Here is an 18,064-nt window from a genome sequence, read left to right as displayed (position 1 = left end):
CCTTGTCCGGGTTAAATTCGTGCATGAAGCTGGCTTTCCTGATCGAACAAAATAATCTCATCAGAACTATCTTCAGGTCCGATAAACGCGTTGTCTTCAATAACGATGTTCTCATTCACGATAGCCCGGTGGATACGTACATTGCGCCCAATTTTTACGTTCGGCATGATGACAGAATCGGTAATAACGCTCCCTTCACCTACTTCGACCCCATAAAATAGTACAGAATGCCTTACTTCTCCATCCACCATGCAGCCTTCATTTACAATGCTGTTTTTGAGGATTGCCCGTTGGGTTATATACTGGGCCGGTTGATTGGGACTGCGGGTATAGATGCGCCAGAAAGGATCGTTCAGATCCAAAGGCGGATCCTGAACCAGAAGATCCATGTTGGACTCCCACAAGCTCTGAATGGTACCTACATCCTTCCAGTACCCGGCAAACGGGTACGCATACAGCGACCGGCCATGCTGAAGCAGCAATGGAATGATATCCTTGCCAAAATCATGTGAGGATTCAGAATCGCTTGCACTTTCCAGTAAATAGCGACGTAACACCTCCCATTTGAACAAATAAATGCCCATGGAGGCCAATGTGCTTTTCGGCTGATCAGGCTTCTCCTCAAAGTCATATATTTTCAGATCATCATCGGCGTTCAATATCCCAAATCGTTTGGCTTCCTGAATCGTGACATTGATGACAGAAATGGTGCAGTCTGCTTCCTTCTCCTTGTGATAGTGGAGCATTCGACTGTAGTCCATTTTATAAATGTGATCCCCTGACAGAATGAGTACATGCTCTGGGTCATACTGATCCAAGAAATGCAGGTTTCGATAAATTGCATCCGCCGTGCCCCTGTACCAGTTGTTTCCATTTTCTTTCTCGTGCGGTGGTAAAACAAAAACTCCTCCATCCAGGCGATCCAAATCCCAGTCGCTCCCAACGCCGATATAGGAATGAAGCACCAACGGCTCGTATTGGGTCAGTACGCCTACGGTGTCTATACCAGAATGAGTGCAATTGCTGAGAGGGAAATCAATAATGCGGTAAGTTCCTCCAAAAAATACTGCCGGTTTGGCTAGTGTACGGGTAAGTCCTTTGAGTCTTTTGCCTTGTCCGCCGGCGAGCAGCATGGCAACCACTTCCTTCTTTCTCATAACAAAGACCTCCCTGTCATGTGCGTCTGAAGCAATTGTGGCGGGATATTTAATAATATCCATTAAACATGAAAAGACAGTCGTAATCGTTTCATTGGCGAAGGAACGGGTAAGATTTGATGGAGAAGGGTAAAATCATAGTTATGCGGAACGAGTGCAAGGAATCACTAAATCGTAAAATCCCGTTCATCTTTTCACATTTTGGATGCTTTTAAAGCAAGCGTGTATGACAACATGATCATAAGGAGGCGTTATTCATGAAGAATAAAAAATGGGTGGTAGCCGCATTGGGAATGGGTGTTACGTATCTGATGAAAAATAAAGGGGCACGCGATAAGGTATTGAATAAGGTACAGACTATTGTCAATCGTGCGAAAACATCTGCAAAATCGTAAAATGTTAAAGCTAGAAAAAAGCGAGCCTCTCTGAAGCATGGTTCAGGGAGGCTTTGCTCTGACTTTTCTCTGCGTCTACGAACAAAATATTGTTCCAGGCTGTATCCGTAGACGGTCAGGCATTCTCCTTATGTTCTTCTACTTCCATGATATGTTCAACGGTAAAGGTTCGATGCGTCCATTCAGAAGAACGGTAAGCCTCTAGGAGACCAAAGGTACGAATCTTCTCCTTGTCCACCTTCTTAAAGGTATGAGTAATCCCTACCTTGCCCCTGAAAGGAAAAAAGGAAAGACCTACAGTCTGATCCGATAGCCACTCGGCCCAAACTCGCCCGCTTTCATGTCGAACAGCCGGGAAGCTTAAACCTTCAGCAAACCATTCATAATCTGCTGTAGGCGTACCCGGCTCTCGGCTGCACAAAAACAGACTCAATTCGTCACAAAACAACATTCTCCGTACATCCGTCCGCACTTGATGGTCGAAGGTTACGCCACATGCCAGCTCCTGTTTGAGCCTCTGACGACGCTGTGCCTCCGCTTCCTGATAAGCATGCGTAATCTGCTTGTCCTGAGCGTTTTGATGCTCGGTCCGTCCGACTAGCTCCTTGTACATCAAGCTACACAGCAACGCCGCATACGTATTACCTTGTTCGACTTCATCAATCCCAAGACGATAGAAAACAAAACGAGGATTGAGCGGAAAATCAATAAACGTATAAGGTGCAGACACATGATCATTCCAGAAAGGAGCAGCGTCTAACTGTATCCAGCCCCGATCATGCTCCCTTGCTGCATATACAAAATCCTGCTTATGACGTCTATTCTTGAAGGCACTCTCTTCCCATTGTGAAGCCAACTCACCTGAAATATGGGCATGGTCATGCTGCGTCGTCATAATATAAGCTTGGTCCGTTTCATAAATAACCATATGCTCTCCCCTTCCGTTCGGCGATTCGTGTGATTGTGTACAAACTCTCTGATTGAAGGCGATGGTTATGCTTACGTTTATTATATCAGGATAAGGTTAAAAAGGCAGTGAAGTTTTCCGCCTCTTTATATCTAATTACCCCTTTGATTCTGCACTCGAAACTGCTGCGGGGTCATCCCCTCCAGCTCACGAAACACTTTGTTAAAGTGCTTTGCATTGTCAAAGCCCACGTTAGCGGCAATTTCATAAATCTTGCCCCCTTGGCACTCCAGCAGCTTTTTGGCTTCTGTAATGCGCAGCCTTTTTACATATTGAACAAAGCTAAGGCCTGTATAGGCTTTGAACGCCTGACTAAAATACGTATAATTCAAGGATACTGAATTGGATACTACTGCCATATTCAAATCCTCGCTGTAATGAGCATGGATGTATTGGATAGCACGTGTCATGCTACCGCTTCTATCGACGATGGCACTCGCGCCAGCTGGTCTATCTTTCCCTACGCTGACAACACCATCGTATATGAGGTGGTTCCTCTGCTTCAATTCCTCATTCAAAACTGCCAGCGCACCAAACAGTTCCTCCCTTACGATTGGCTTGAGCAAATACTCCCGTGCCCCACAGCGAATCGCTTCGCGCGCATACTGGAACTCGTCATATCCACTGAGAATGATTACCAAAGGTCTGCGACCCGGCTCCAACTCGTGAATATGCTGCATCAGCATAATGCCATCCATAACAGGCATACGGATATCCGTTATCACCAACTCGGGCAAAAACTGCTTCACATGCTGCCAGGCTTCCATTCCGTCCTTGACCAGTACACATTCATAGAGACCGGAAAATTCCCGTTCGATCATAGCTTGAAGTCCCATTCGAATATTTTTCTCGTCATCCGCAATCAACAGCTTGGTCGTCATGGTCTGCCCCCCTCATCATGTAACGTTTAGGCAAAATCAGGGTCACTGTCGTCGATTGTCCGGGGATGCTGTCCAGTCTTATGCCATACTCTTCGCCATACTGCATACTCAAACGGCGATGCACATTATACAAACCGATTCCCCCATTCATCCCGGGCTCGTGGGAATCCATTTCCGTTCGCGCTAGACCAGCCATGATGGCGTTTCTTCTTTCTTCAGATATCCCCACTCCGTTATCCTGTATGCGCAATTCTATAATATCCTGCTTAGGGCAGACTTCAATCGTGATGCTGAATGGGCTTTGCAATGCACTCCAACCGTGCTTGATAGCATTTTCGACTACAGGCTGCAGCGACATTTTCAGCATCTCCAGTTCCATAAACGCCGACGATAGATGAATTTCCAATCCAATTTGGTTATCGTGGCGAATGTTCATGATGGCCACATAATGCTGAATATGGCGGATTTCATCCCGCAAAGCAACACACGATCCCGACCATTGGAGATTATAACGCATCATCGAGCCAAGGGAAGTAAGGGCATCCGACAGCGGATACTGTCGTTCTATCTCCGCCATCATTTTTAAATTTTCCAATGTATTATAGAGAAAATGGGAATCAATCTGATGCTTGAGCGCTAGCAGTTCAGCCTCCTGAGCAGCGGCCTGCTTGTGTACTGCCTCGGCAATGAGTCCGTTAATCCGACTCAGTAGACTGCGAAAATATAGAGCCAGCTCAGCCACTTCTCCCCGCCCATATACTGGAATTCTAAGCTGAAAGTCACCCTCCTGCTCTACTTTTTTCATGGATTCACGCAGTGTATGTAGCTGTTTGAGAATGAAGGCATGCAGGGTATAAGAAATGACGGACATAAACAAAATCAGCATACTAATAATGAGCAGCATAGCATTGCGTTTCTGACGGAGATCACCCAGCGGACCGTCCAGCGCCACCACATTTAGCAAATAGGCGTCCAACCCTTCTATATAACGGTACATGCCGAGATAAGGCTTATTCTCATAGGAAAAATCAAAAGCACCACCCGGTCCCTGAACCTGGGACTGAAACAGATGGTGCACATGGGACAGAGGGATCGAAATTGAATCTGATTGAGAGGAAGCTGTAGCTATATCGGTAGAAGACATTGGTTTATCAGCGTTCCTTGAGCTGGAATCGTCGCCGTCTAGAATGAACATTTGCCATGCGCGGTCACGTTGTGGGATTCCAAATACTCTAGGTGAAAATAGCTCCAGCCTCATGTTTGTTTCTACCAACCCTGCGTGTCTTCCTCCGGTAGACTGAATTTCACGCAGCAGTGCCATATACTGCACTGTCTCACTTTCCTGCCGGGATTGCCCCAGAAGCAAGCTTTTCGGCCCCTTGTACATTTCCCACCATATTTTCCCTTGTCGGAGTTGGGCCGTTTTCAGCCAGGAAGCTTTAGGCAGTCGTGATTCATTAAAAATCATTGGCCATATTTCATGTGCCTGAGGATTACTCGTGTACAGTCGAATGTTCTCTACATTGGGATTACTGTACAGCAAGTGCTGTAAATTTGGAAACACATTCAAGTTGAATTGGACCAGCTCATCGCTGCTTATTTCACGTTCCTCGGTCAGATAACGAAGTACGTTGCGATCTGAGATCGCAAGCTGTGCGGTTCGCTCCATAATTTCCATATTGCTGTGAATATGGGCCAGCTCTGTATCCAACACATACTGATTTTGTACGGTAATGTCTTGCATGGTATTCTCGTACAGTTGGTGAAAGGTATATAGCGAGAACAATACCACCGGAATTAAAATGACTCCGATATACGCGACAATGAGCTTAACTTGAAGAGAGCAACCGCCAAGCCGATCGGCCGTCCCCTTCATCCACTGCCATATAGTGCGGCGCAGCAGGCTCTTCATCTGTGAACGTGCACGGCCTGGCATGAAATCACATCCTTAGGGGTTCAATAAATTAAGTCATCGAATTAAATCATTTGGTGAACTGTTCAATTTTCTTAAGGTTTTCCTCATAGGCTTTTTGCTGATAGGCCATAACTTTGTCATATCCTGCTTTTCTGCGATCTTCCAAAAAGCGAGCAAACAGCTGGTCGAATTCCTCATCTGAGGAAGCCAGCAGCAGCTTCGGCAATGTCTTGCCCCAAATTTTATCTATCTGGCCTGACGCAATGCCCTCCGCCGAAGTTCCGGTCGGTTTGATATTGTCATATTGGGAGAAGCCTTTCGTCTTGCCTTTCGTCCAATCCTCTGGCTGCTTATACGGCTCGACGCTGGGCGGCGCCCACTGCAAATTCATATTCGTATCCATCAGCATCCAGAAGGTGAAGGAGGCTCCATATTTTTTATCAAAAGCAGAACGATCCTTGTTCAGCAGCTCCTGCACCTCTGGCTTGAAGGCTGGCTTACCGTTAACCATGTCCCACAGCTTGCCCTGCTCCCCCAGATACAGATCGCGGTTTCCTTCCTCGCTAATCAGATAAGTCAGAAATTCAATAGCCCGCTCCTTGTCTTTGACATCCTTCGAAATAAGCGTCACCGTCCAGCCGGAAATACCCGGCCCAGCCAGCGTCGGCGGGTCCAGCTTACTGTTCGAAGGTCCATCCACCGCGATATAGACGGAGTTCGGGTCCTTCGCATATAACATTACCTGTTGTGTGGCAAAGTCAGAGCGCTGATATAACATGGCAAAATATCGGCCCTGTGCCACCTTTTCCTCCATTTGCGGACGTTTGTCGATAAATACGTCCTTGGCGATCAGGCCCTGCTCATTTGCTTGACGGAATGTTTTGAGCCAGCGAATATACTCTTCGTCCGAACGACGATCGTATAGCTTGCCGTCTTTTTCATGAGGAATGGCTAGGAAGTTAAGTAAATAGTCTTCAAAAGAATAATTTCCGTTATCCGTAAATTCGTGGAATCCCATCGGGATGAGAGGCTGACCGTTCACCTCTGGAAATTTCTCTTTCACTTTTTGAAGCGCTTTCAAAAATCCTTCCGGTGTTCTCATATCCGGCTTGCCGATCGCCTCGTACATATCCTTCCGAACCATAAATGTCTGGTTGGAAACAAAATTTTGGCCGTATTTTTGATAATCCTGTGGCGAAGAAGAAGCGTTAGGATACCCGTAAACATTCCCGTCCGTTTGGCGATACCAGGACATTTTCGCCGGATCAGCTATTTTAATCAGATACGGATCGTATTTCTCGGCCAGCTTGTTGAGCGGAAGCACCATCTTGCCCTCAATCATTTTTTTGACCGCGTCCTCTCCCCAACCAAGTGTGACAAAATCAGGCAGCTTGCCGGAGGCCAGCATGGTGTTGAGCTTTTCATTTTCATTCCCTGCGGGTACGATAAAATTGACGCTGACCCCGGTCTTTTGCGTAACATACTTCGAGGTCATATCCGTCCCCCACTTGTTCGGGAACCAGGAAAAGTTCAAATACCAGTCAAACGTAATCGGCTCCATATCCGCCTTCCATCCCGGTGCATCTGCCGTAGCCTTGGTCTTCTCGTCCTTCAATTCCGTGACAGTACCGCCTCCACCGGACGTACATGCCGCGAGCAAACCCACCAGCAGAACAGAGGCCAACAGCCCCTTCTGCCATTTGCGAATGTTCATTATAAATCTCCCCCTTGGATGATGTGCTAACCCTTGATCGAGCCGATCATCAGACCCTTGACGAAATATTTTTGCAGAAAAGGATATACCAGTACAATAGGCAGTGTCGTCACGACCATCGTCGCCAGCTTGATCGATTGCGAAGTGACGGACTGGGCAACAATTCCCGGTGCAGCAGCCATCATCTGATTAGAGCTAGATTGGGCAACAACCCGGTACAAATACGTTTGAATCGGCTGAAGATCCGTATTATTAATATAAATCATTCCGGTAAAATAATCGTTCCACTGGTATACCCCATGAAACAACGCAATCGTCGCTACTACCGGCATAGATACAGGAAGCACGATCCGGCAAAAGATACCAAAATCATTCGCACCGTCTATTTTCGCCGCCTCTTCCAGTGCATCCGGCAGTTCTCGGAAAAAAGCCATAAAAATAATAAGGTCAAAAAAACTGAACATCGCAGGAATGATGTACACCCAAAAGCTGTCCAGCAGTCCAAGATCACGTATCAGCAAATAGGTTGGAATCAATCCCCCACCGAAAAACAGGGTAATGGTGCCAATCAGCATATACAACTTGCGCCCGATCAGCTCCCTACGGGAATATGCATATGCAATCATGGCAGTAAAAAACACATGAACAATCGTGCCGATAAGCGTCTTGGCAATAGTCACCCCCATCGCGGTCATAATACCGTTGTTGGCAAACACAGCCTGATAGCTGCCCAGACTGAAGACCCTCGGCCACCAGTAAATGCCGCCCCGCATAGCGTCTGCTCCTTCGTTAAAGGAGTTCACCAGCACATACCACACGGGATACAACGTGACAAAACAAATGATCAGCATGAAGACGTTGTTCATGAAATCGAATATCGCTTCGCCTGCTGTTCTGCGTTGCAATAGCTGCATGCAGCCGTCCTCCTTCAAAATAGGGATGTATTATTCACCCGCTTGGTCACCGAATTGGCAATTAGCAGCAAAACGAGAGCAAGAACCGATTTCAGCAAACCCACCGCGGTAGAATACGAGAAACGGCCCTGCTGAATGCCCACCTGATATACATAAATATCAACTACATTACTTGCACTTTCATTCAGCGAGTTACGCAGGACGAGAATTTGATCGAAGTTGGAGTTCAATATGCCGCTAACCGCCAAAATAAACAAAATAGATATTGTCCCCTTGATAGCGGGAAGTGTGACGTACCACATTTTCTGAAACCGTCCGGCCCCGTCAATGGTGGCCGCTTCGTACATGTCTGTAGATACCCCCGCCATTGCTGCCAAATAGATAATAGCTGACCATCCAAGCTCCTTCCAGATATCCGAGCTAACGACGATAGCCCAAAAATAGCTCGGCTCTGCCAAATAACTGATCGGCTGGTCAATCCAACCCCAGGCTAGCAACAGTTGATTAATCATCCCGGTATCTGCCAGCCACGTCGTTAAGATCCCGCCAAGAATGACCCAAGATAAAAAGTGAGGAAGGTACGAAATGGTCTGAATAGATTTTTTGAACCGAGTAGATCGTATTTCATTCAGGAATAGAGCAAATACAATGGGCAACGGGAACCCGATGGCCAGCTTGAGTAGGCTAATGCCCAGTGTATTTTTGACAATGTACCAAAAGTTATCATCCTCCAAAAAGGCCCGAAAATGCTCTAACCCCGCCCAAGGTGCGCTTGATAGGGTACCAATGATGTCAAATTGTTTGAAAGCAATCAAAATGCCGTACATCGGAATGTAATGGAAAATAATCATCCAAACCACCCCAAGCAGCGCCATGGTCTGCAAATGTCTTTGTTGAACCCATTTGCGCGCTAGTGATGCCCCTCTCCCCGATCGAACTGGCGGCTGTGTCTGCGGATTCTTCCATCCTGTACTCATACGAAAACCTCCCTTCTTTGTAATGTAAGCACTTACATTTATTATTTTAGAGGCTTCTGCTTCGAATGAGTAGTACTGGATTTTTCGATTTTGGTATCTAAAGTTCAGGTGGAGATCTGACTATACGCACAAGTTTTCTTCCAGCCTTTGGATTTTTACATCTATTAATTTACGAAGAAGACTATCAGATGGTACGATAAGACTATATGTGATTCCAATCATTACCTATATACCTAGATCAGGAGGATTAAGAATGGAAGAATTGGTTCGTTCGATTCAGAAACAGGTTCGAATTAAAAAGGTTGCCTGCTGGGCGGGGCTTATCATGTTTGGCCTGTGTACTTTAGTTGGCATTGCAGCTCAGGAATGGCTTATGACGCTCTTGGCGCTCGCGATGACAATTTTATCCGTCTATGGATTAACCATGATGCGTGGTATGACAAAGTTTACTAAGGAGTATCAACCGGGAAAGGGCTACGGTTATTATCGTCGTACGGTACAACAAAAGCTGCGCTATCTAACTTGGGGACAGTGGTTAGTAGGCGGCCTTATTGTCCTGATGTTCTTTATATTTAACGTCCGACTTAGCGCTTTTCTCATAGCTATTCTGGGTATCCTAACCATTCAGTTCAGTATCAAAAAACGAATTAAAAATCACCAGGAGCCCGATATCACTGAGCTAGATGAGTTTGTACGAATGGGGATTGTTTCTCCGCATGAGCAGACTATTGGGGTATATAAAGATTTTCTACACCTGAGCCATACGTTTCGGGGTAACCAAATTGTTATCGTTACAGACAAACGCCTGATTTCTGTATTTGTGGAGGAACAGGGGCGTGCGGTTAAAACGGAAATGCTGCTCTCGGGTATAAACAAAATACGCGCAATCGGTACGGGTTTTCAGGGTCAAGGTATATTGCTGTCTGTAAGTAACCGTGACCATAACGAGCTTCACATTCATATGGTCGGGAAAAGCATTTTCTTTTCTCCAGAGCAATTCATAGGCTCCTTGCTACGGGCACTAGATGCAGCGTTAAAAAGCAGATCATACAGCACGGAAGAACCATTCCCGAGCTACCAACAGACAAGAATTTCATTGCACCCATCAGAACAAGGTTTGCTGCATAAACCTACGACAGCTTAAATAATTTTGGGACATGTACCACGTTATATATATGCGTTATGATCGATCTTCATAATACGCCAAATAGCAAGTAAGCCCTGATCTTAATGAGCTTACTTGCTATTGGGTGTACTTCTACTTTACTTCTGCCTTCTTAATGATTGGCTCCATGATAAAACACCGTGATGAGGTCATGACTTGTAACAAACACTAGCAAGCTAAACAGACTGAGCGACAGAGGGCGTGAAATCAATTTTTTCATCCTTTAACACTCCTTTTAAAATAGTTATATATTGGTCTTGCTGTGTTGCTGTAGCTTGGGATCTGAAAATTTCAAATATAGCGGTACATTTCCTAAACTCATGCTCATGTTCCATACCCAGGGTATCGGACAGCATGAGAGATTGCAGGATATAGCCCAACGCAACCGTAAACTGTTGTTGCTTGATATAATAAAGAGCCAACTGATAGCAAAAGCGAAAATAATAAGATACATTCACGGGCTCTTCAAAATATTTAAAACCTTCAATTTGTTCGGCAAATGATTCAAGCACAGCCTCTAAAGGATAGTCATATCTCGACGCTCCCTCAACGATGGAAAGAAGCCCCGGTAACAGCTCTTCCGGATTATTACGAAGAAATTGCATGTATTCCTGCAACACTTCGGCATGGCCTGACAAAATATCAAGGGCATACAAATTAGCTCTGGCAGCATAGCGGTAATATTCGACCTCTGCTTCCCCATATTGATCGAGACCATTAAACCAGCCCAATTCTGAATATTTTTCAATGCAATCGCGAGCGGCCTCATACTTGCCCTGTTTTTGGAAAGCCATGCCTTTCATGAGATGACTGTAGCCGTAGTAGTAGACTAGCGGCCGTTTGGTATGTATGGGTTGTATAGGTTTCTTGCGCGCTTTGTAGAGCTGCAATTCCTGATACTTTTGGTTGACATGGTTATACAGTCGGTCGCATAAAGCAATCATATTGGCACCATCCGCAAATGAAAAAGACAGCTTAATCATGTTAACAAGTGTGTCTAGATCTGTGATGTCGGAGTGAACAAGATCATCCACCGTTCCCGCCTCCTTATCCGACTTTTATATTCACCAAACAAAAGTAAGATCTAAATCCTAACTGAAAATAACTTAATTACGTATTTATTACGTAATTAAGTTATATCATAAATTCAAGCATATGACAAGTGCATTATGATAATATATTCCAGTTTTTAAAATACCGATGTAAGTGGATCGATCGTTCACTTGTTCATTTCCATGTGAAGCAAAGGAAATGCCCTACCTGATCCATCCAGTGCAGATCGCCCCGTTTGTACAAAGCCGTAATGTCTATAGAAAGCATACGCTTTCTCGTTCTGCTCATTCACGTCCACTTTGAGATGCTTCCCTTTTATTTTTTCAGCATACTGGATGAGTCGGCTGCCTATGCCCTGCCCATGCCGTTCAGGGTCCACAAACAGCATCTCTATTTTCAATCCGTCCAGCCCGATAAAACCTGTTGGTTCTTGACTTGTATTCCATTCCATCCAAACTTCAAGTTCTTTTAAAACACCATTGCGTACGATATGATGATAAAAGTGAATGTCCTCTTCCGACAAAAATGTGTGCGTCCGGCGTACAGCCCGCTCCCAAATATCAACGAGTTGATCATGATTTTCTTCACGATAAGCAACAATTTCATTTTGCACTTGTACTTCCCCCCTCATTTAAAAATCGATATTGCATGTTTTGCAGTAAGTCTAACATGCCTATTTTGAAGCATACAAACACAAAAAAGGAAGCGGAATAATTCCGCCTCCCTTACACTACAGCCTTTTACAACGTAACACCGTTTTTAAAAATAGCGAGCTCTCTGAAATTGTTTTTCTCATTGTTCACCCAGGTTCCGCTGGCTACATCGACAATGTAATCGACAAAGTTGCGGAGCGCTTCTTCCATACTGACATCCTCCACCAGTGAACCAGCGTTATAGTCGATCCAATGAGGTTTAGCTTTATACAACGGCGAGTTGGTTGAGACCTTCATCGTCGGAACAAAGGAGCCAAACGGCGTACCGCGTCCGGTTGTGAAAATGACGAGCTGGCAGCCCGCTGCGGCGAGAGCTGAAGATGCCACCAGATCGTTCCCCGGCGCGCTGAGCAGGTTGAGTCCCTTCGTCTTGAGACGTTCCCCGTACTGAATGACATCAGTGACCGTGGAAGACCCGGATTTTTGCGTGCAGCCCAGTGATTTATCCTCCAGTGTCGTGATGCCCCCTGCTTTATTGCCCGGTGACGGATTTTCGTATACTGGCTGCTTGTAATCCAGAAAATATTGTTTGAAATCGTTAATCAGATGTACGATCTTATTAAATACTTGCTCATCGGCAGCGCGCTCCATTAAAATCGTCTCCGCCCCGAACATTTCAGGTACTTCTGTCAATACCGTTGTTCCACCTTGCGCGGCCATATAATCCGACAATCGTCCGAGTAATGGATTGGCAGTAATACCCGATAAGCCATCAGATCCACCGCATTTCAAGCCGATGTTGAGCTCAGACAAAGGTACAGGTTCCCGTCGATCTTCTTGCACGGCCGCAAAAATTTCGTGGAGCAGCCTTACCCCTTCCTCTACTTCATCCGACACATCCTGGGAAAGCAAAAACTTTACCCGCTCCGAATCATATTCCCCGATGGCTTCCTTAAATTCTTTCATTTCATTGTTCTCACAACCCAAACCCAGTACAAGTACGCCACCTGCGTTCGCATGTTTTACGGCATCGATCAAAATCGTGCGTGTATGTGCATGATCGTCACCCAACTGAGAACAACCATAGTTATGCTTGAGCACAAGTGCATTTTCAAAAGGTGAAATATCTCCAGCTTCCTGCTTAAAACGGTTTAAAATAAGTTCAGCGATCCCGTTCACACAGCCGACCGTCGGCACAATCCACAACTCATTGCGAATCCCCACACGACCGTCCTTTCGCCGAAAACCTTGAAACGTACGACTCTCCTGTTCATATAAATGAGGAGCTGGCTTAGGCTTATAAGTGTACTCCTCCACGCCTGTCAGGTTCGTCTTCGTATTATGCGTATGCACATGCTGACCTGCCTGAATGGGCTGAATGGCATGACCGATGGGATATCCATATTTCAGAACATACCCACCTTCAGGTATATCCTGCAAGGCGATTTTATGCCCACGTGCTACATCCTCGGCTAGCTCCACCCGTTGTTCTTCTTGTGCTCCCCACGCCAGTGTCTCTCCCTGCTTGTAATCACGCAAGGCGACAGCCACGTTATCTTGATCATGAATTTGAATGAATTCCAGCATTCCGGTCTCCTCCTTGCTTATGCTCTGGGCACGCTGTTCCCGGTTAGAGAATCGAGCGTCTCCTTCATTCCTCTGCTTGTAATTTCATACACGTGCTGTGCCGTTTGTTCAGTCAGTCCTTCGATCTGATTCAGGTCTTGACCCCACCATGACTGCCGGCCAAGTGCCAGCGCAGTCAATTGCTTCGCCCCGGCAAGAGTACCGTCATATTGACTCCACAGTTCACCAAACGTACTCAACACTTCAGCTTCGTCAGCCAACGCAATCGACTCGCCATTTCTGTCACCCCGGTAAAATACGAGCAAGGACGCCAGTGAAAACACGATTTTGACAGGCAGCGCCTTACGTTGCTCCACATACTGGAGCAAAGATGGCAAGTTCCGTGTCTTGAACTTGGACACCGAATTTAGTGCGATACTCATAACATAATGACTTACATAGGGATTACGGAATCGTTCAATAACATCATCGGCATATACATTCAATTCCGCTTCTGGCGAGTCCAGCGTCGGAATAATTTCTTCTCGAATCAGCGACTGGATAAAGTTTCCCATAATCTCATGCTCGACCGCCTGCCCCACCGTGTCCAGGCCATATAAATAAGCTACAGGTGTAAGCGCCGTATGTGCTCCATTCAAAATGCGTACTTTCCGTGTACGGTAGGGCGCCATATCGTCGACAATCAGTACATTCAATCCGGCCAAATGCGCAGGTAATTCTTCTTTAAGCCACTGTGGCCCTTCAATAACCCATAAATGATACTGTTCACCCACAACAACCAAATCGTCCTTGTAACCCATTTCTGCTTGAATTTCATGGATTCGGTCTTTGGGATAACCAGGTACAATCCGATCGACCAAACTGTTGCAGAACGTATTCGATTCCTCCAACCATGCAATAAACTCAGCCCCAAGCTTCCATTGGTCCGCATATTTCAGTACGATTTCCTTGAGAGCGTCTCCATTACGGTCGATGAGCTCGCACGGAATGATCACCAGTCCCTTGCTCTGATCGCCCCCGAAGAATTGAAAGCGCTTGTACAGAAAGGCGGCTAGCTTGCCTGGAAAGCTCTTTTGCGGACGATCTCCCAATTGATCCTCTGGGGCATAAGCGATCCCCGCTTCCGTCGTGTTCGACACGACAAAACGCAGCTCCGGCTTTTGGGATAATGCTTCATACTCCAAAAAGTCCGAACCGTACGGATTAATCCCACGAGTGACGCACTCCACAACGGTATGCTCCTTCATGGCCTTCCCATCCTTGATCCCTTCAAGAATAACCGTATACAGGCCATCCTGCTCGTTAAGCTTCTCCACGAGGCCTCCTGGCTGCGGTTGTACAATCACAACTCCCGTATTCCATTCTGCCAGCTTATTCATTTTGTCAAATTGCCAGTCTACAAAAGCACGCAGGAAGTTCCCTTCCCCGAATTGCAGCACCCTCTCAGGAAGTGGTTCAGTAACGATAAAGCTTTTTCTGTTTAATTGGTCTAATTCATCTACTTGTTTCATCCGGAGTAACCTCCCACAATTACCATAATGATTTCATCGTTATTTTATCACAATGCACACGTTAACAAAATAGTTTTATCAACATTTTTAGTTTAAAAAAATAATAATGACAATAATATGAACACGTTAACATATACGTTTATATAAAAATCTGCAAGTATATCGTCCTTTTTCTGTTGTTTCGCACCTGATCTAAGACGGTTAAGGCTAACTATCACCCTATCCCGAGACCTTGTTCTTATATACATTTCAGAAGAATAGACGCAAGAAAGCACGGGCAGGATAACACTACTTACTAGGCAGGAGGAACATCTATGAAGACAATCGCAGATACTATTGTACAAGTTTTGGTCAATGCAGGGGTCAAGCGGATTTATGGCATTGTTGGAGATTCTCTAAATAATATGGTTGATTCCATTCGCAGCAACGGTCAAATCGAATGGATTCATGTAAGGCATGAAGAAGTGGCTGCCTTTGCAGCTGGAGCAGATGCTGACCTTAGTGGCAGCATTGCTGTATGTGCTGGAAGCAGTGGTCCCGGAAATTTACATCTGATTAATGGTTTATATGATTGCCACCGCAATCGGGTGCCTGTACTGGCTATTGCCGCTCATATTCCAAGCGACGAAATCGGAAGTGAATATTTTCAAGCTACCCATCCTGAGCATCTTTTCGGAGAATGCAGTCACTTCTGTGAGGTGATTACGACACCGCGTCAAATTCCCAGAACGGTGACCATGGCCATTCAACAGGCAATTTCACGTTCAGGTGTATCCGTCATTGTTCTTCCCGGTGATGTAGCAGCTTTGGAGGCGGAAAAGGTACCCGTGCCTGAACATGTCTACCATCCCACTGCACCTGTAGTGCATCCGTCAGCTTCCGAAATCTCCCGACTGGCCGAATATTTGAATAAAGGCAAACGAATTACGTTACTATGCGGTGCTGGCTGTGCACAATCTCATGAATTGCTCATGCAGTTATGTGACAAGCTAAAATCCCCCATGGTATCCGCTCTGCGAGGCAAGGAATATCTGGAGTATGACAACCCTTATTATGCTGGATTGACGGGACTGATCGGGTATTCTTCCGGGTACCATGCGATGATGGATTGTGACGTCCTGCTTATGCTCGGAACAGACTTCCCTTACAGACAATTTTACCCTGAAGATGCGATTGTCCTACAGGTAGATATAGAGCCAGCCCATCTCGGCAGACGTACTCCGTTGACGTATGGTTTATGCGGGGATGTAAAAGCCACATTGGAAATGCTGCTACCACATTTAACGTCGGAGCATGATTCCAAGCATCTAGAGAAAACCGTCTCCCACTATACCAAGGTACGCCAGGAGTTGGATGACCTTGCCGTCGGTAAACCAGGTCATACGCCGATCCATCCGCAATATCTCGCCAAGGTCATCAGTGACGCCGCGCAGGAAAATGCTATTTTCACTTGTGATGTCGGTACTCCCACTGTATGGGCGGCGCGTTATTTGCAGATGAACGGTCAGCGTCGGCTTCTCGGCTCGTTCAACCATGGCACGATGGCAAATGCCCTGCCGCAGGCGATCGGAGCGCAGGCCACTGAGCCTGACCGACAAGTGATTGCCCTCTCAGGCGATGGCGGACTCACGATGCTGATGGGCGACCTGCTCACCCTGAAGCAGCATCAGCTGCCTATTAAAGTCATTGTTTTCAATAATGGCGCTCTCGGTTTTGTCGAGTTGGAAATGAAAGCGGCCGGATTCCTGGAAAACGGCACGGAACTGGTGAATCCTGATTTTGGTGCTGTAGCGCAAGCCATGGGACTCAAGGGCATCCGGGTTGAAGATCCGACAATGCTGGAGGATGCCATTCAGCAAGCATTGGCTCATGATGGCCCTGTTGTGGTAGACGTGGTGGTTAACCGTCAAGAGCTATCCATGCCACCCAAAATTAATCTTAAACAAGCAGAAGGATTTACACTGTGGATGATGAAAGCGATGCTGAACGGACGCGGTGACGAGATTGTAGAACTAGCTAAAACCAATCTCTTTCGTTAAATACAGACGAAGCGGAGCACATTTTAACCTAAAAGAGGCAGAAACCATACATCTAGCATGGTTTCTGCCCCTTTGGCCTGCCTGTTAATTAAACGAGACTCAGCGTGGTCTGCCTGCCGTTGATTTCCGCTTCATGAGCGCGGTCTCCATAAATATAAGCTCACCCTCATTGGACGGTGACTGAATTCGTTCCAGAATGCAGGCGGCTCCGCGCTCACTTATCTGCTCAATCGGTCTTTTGACCGTTGTTAACGGTGGAGTCGTATACATTGAGAACCCGATATCGTCAAAACCAATGACAGAGATATCCTCTGGTACCTTCAAGCCATTTTCGAATACCGCATTCATTGCCCCAATAGCCATATCATCGTTAGAGCAAAATACCGCTGTCGGCGGCTCCTGCAAGGAAAGCAGTTGCTTCATTGCCTGGCTTCCGCTTTCAGTATCATAATGGCCTTGCACGATATATTCATGTCGAATCGGCTTACCACTATCAATCAACGCATTCATAAAACCCTCGCGGCGTTGCTGGGTAGACTTGAAGCCTTCTACCCCTTCAATGATCGCAATGCGTTCATGCCCACTTTCAACGAGAAAGGAGACCGCTTCATAGGACCCTTCCTTATCATTTGAAATCACATTTACAATCCCCGCCCCGGATACCTGCCGATTCAGTACAACAAGCGGAATGCCTTGACCGAGCACATGATAAATAAAAGGGTTGTCCGCCTCGCTCTGGCTCATCAGAATGATACCATCAAAACGCTTGCGGTGAATGGCCGAAAAATCGGCGTAATCGTCAATCCCTCGCACAAACAGATTGTAATCCACCCCGATGACATGATTAACTCCACGGATGGTATCCGCAAAAAAACTGGAGCTGGTGCCTTCTGAAATACTGGTGAAAAACAGGCCAATCGTATGCGAGCGCTGGAGAACCAGGCTTTTGGCATTAAAATTTGGAATGTAATTGAGTTGCTCTGCCAACTCCATAATTTTGCGTTTCGTATCTTCTTTAATCAGCGGGCTGTTATTGAGCGCCCGGGAGACGGTTGTATGGGAAACATTAGCCAACTTGGCAATGTCTTTAATGGTAGCTGCCATATACGTATCCTTTCCTTAGTGAGGCTCTAAAA

General features: G+C 46.2%; 15 protein-coding genes. 3 read left to right on the top strand and 12 right to left on the bottom strand.

What is annotated here, in order from left to right:
• Positions 1-11: 11 nt before the first annotated feature.
• Positions 12-1,157 carry a glucose-1-phosphate adenylyltransferase gene (locus tag JOE49_RS16315; RefSeq protein ID WP_023988335.1) on the bottom strand — a complete coding sequence of 382 codons (1,146 nt, stop codon included), beginning with the start codon at positions 1,155-1,157 and terminating at the stop codon, positions 12-14.
• Between the two features lie 257 nt (positions 1,158-1,414).
• Between JOE49_RS16315 and JOE49_RS16310 the strand changes: the two genes are divergently transcribed.
• The gene (locus JOE49_RS16310; protein WP_023988334.1) at positions 1,415-1,552 is read left to right on the top strand and encodes a hypothetical protein; all 138 of its coding nucleotides are present in this window, start codon (positions 1,415-1,417) and stop codon (positions 1,550-1,552) included.
• A 115-nt stretch (positions 1,553-1,667) separates the two neighbouring features.
• Here JOE49_RS16310 and JOE49_RS16305 read toward each other — a convergent pair whose 3' ends face one another.
• From JOE49_RS16305 to JOE49_RS16280, 6 genes are all read right to left on the bottom strand, one after another.
• Entirely contained in the window at positions 1,668-2,480 is an 813-nt protein-coding gene (locus tag JOE49_RS16305; protein WP_023988333.1) for a DUF3891 family protein, read from the bottom strand.
• A 131-nt stretch (positions 2,481-2,611) separates the two neighbouring features.
• On the bottom strand, positions 2,612-3,400 hold the full coding sequence (locus tag JOE49_RS16300; protein WP_209941887.1) for a response regulator transcription factor: 789 nt from the start codon (positions 3,398-3,400) through the stop codon (positions 2,612-2,614).
• Complete coding sequence (locus tag JOE49_RS16295; RefSeq protein ID WP_209941885.1) at positions 3,372-5,336, bottom strand: sensor histidine kinase; 1,965 nt, start codon at positions 5,334-5,336, stop codon at positions 3,372-3,374. Before JOE49_RS16295 ends, JOE49_RS16300 begins: the two co-directional genes overlap by 29 nt.
• 46 nt (positions 5,337-5,382) lie before the next feature.
• A complete protein-coding gene (locus tag JOE49_RS16290; RefSeq protein ID WP_028542391.1) occupies positions 5,383-7,029 on the bottom strand; it encodes a type 2 periplasmic-binding domain-containing protein in 1,647 nt (548 codons plus the stop codon).
• A 26-nt stretch (positions 7,030-7,055) separates the two neighbouring features.
• Complete coding sequence (locus JOE49_RS16285; protein WP_028542392.1) at positions 7,056-7,943, bottom strand: carbohydrate ABC transporter permease; 888 nt, start codon at positions 7,941-7,943, stop codon at positions 7,056-7,058.
• A gap of 14 nt (positions 7,944-7,957) precedes the next feature.
• Positions 7,958-8,920 (bottom strand): ABC transporter permease, encoded by a 963-nt coding sequence (locus tag JOE49_RS16280; protein ID WP_209941883.1) that lies wholly within the window; start codon positions 8,918-8,920, stop codon positions 7,958-7,960.
• A gap of 253 nt (positions 8,921-9,173) precedes the next feature.
• Between JOE49_RS16280 and JOE49_RS16275 the strand changes: the two genes are divergently transcribed.
• Positions 9,174-10,064: a hypothetical protein gene (locus JOE49_RS16275; protein WP_209941881.1), complete on the top strand. Its 891-nt coding sequence runs from the start codon at positions 9,174-9,176 to the stop codon at positions 10,062-10,064.
• A gap of 197 nt (positions 10,065-10,261) precedes the next feature.
• Here the strand turns inward: JOE49_RS16275 and JOE49_RS16270 are convergent, their stop codons facing one another.
• From JOE49_RS16270 to JOE49_RS16255, 4 genes are all read right to left on the bottom strand, one after another.
• On the bottom strand, positions 10,262-11,119 hold the full coding sequence (locus JOE49_RS16270) for a DNA-binding protein (protein ID WP_209941879.1): 858 nt from the start codon (positions 11,117-11,119) through the stop codon (positions 10,262-10,264).
• 185 nt (positions 11,120-11,304) lie between these two features.
• Positions 11,305-11,751 carry a GNAT family N-acetyltransferase gene (locus JOE49_RS16265; RefSeq protein WP_209941877.1) on the bottom strand — a complete coding sequence of 149 codons (447 nt, stop codon included), beginning with the start codon at positions 11,749-11,751 and terminating at the stop codon, positions 11,305-11,307.
• A gap of 127 nt (positions 11,752-11,878) precedes the next feature.
• On the bottom strand, positions 11,879-13,378 hold the full coding sequence (locus tag JOE49_RS16260) for a UxaA family hydrolase (protein ID WP_209941876.1): 1,500 nt from the start codon (positions 13,376-13,378) through the stop codon (positions 11,879-11,881).
• 17 nt (positions 13,379-13,395) lie between these two features.
• Positions 13,396-14,889 carry a tagaturonate reductase gene (locus tag JOE49_RS16255; protein WP_209941874.1) on the bottom strand — a complete coding sequence of 498 codons (1,494 nt, stop codon included), beginning with the start codon at positions 14,887-14,889 and terminating at the stop codon, positions 13,396-13,398.
• Positions 14,890-15,203: 314 nt separating this feature from the next.
• Between JOE49_RS16255 and poxB the strand changes: the two genes are divergently transcribed.
• Positions 15,204-16,928: a ubiquinone-dependent pyruvate dehydrogenase gene (gene poxB / locus JOE49_RS16250; protein WP_023988324.1), complete on the top strand. Its 1,725-nt coding sequence runs from the start codon at positions 15,204-15,206 to the stop codon at positions 16,926-16,928.
• A gap of 99 nt (positions 16,929-17,027) precedes the next feature.
• On the opposite strand, the gene JOE49_RS16245 is transcribed toward poxB, so the two are convergent.
• Complete coding sequence (locus JOE49_RS16245) at positions 17,028-18,032, bottom strand: LacI family DNA-binding transcriptional regulator (protein WP_069079639.1); 1,005 nt, start codon at positions 18,030-18,032, stop codon at positions 17,028-17,030.
• Positions 18,033-18,064 lie beyond the last annotated feature (32 nt).

It is taken from the genome of Paenibacillus sp. PvR133 (assembly GCF_017833155.1).
Taxonomy (GTDB): Bacteria; Bacillota; Bacilli; order Paenibacillales; family Paenibacillaceae; genus Paenibacillus; species Paenibacillus polymyxa_B.
Note: the sequence above shows the minus strand (reverse complement) of the source record. Positions and strands in the feature narration are given on the sequence as shown.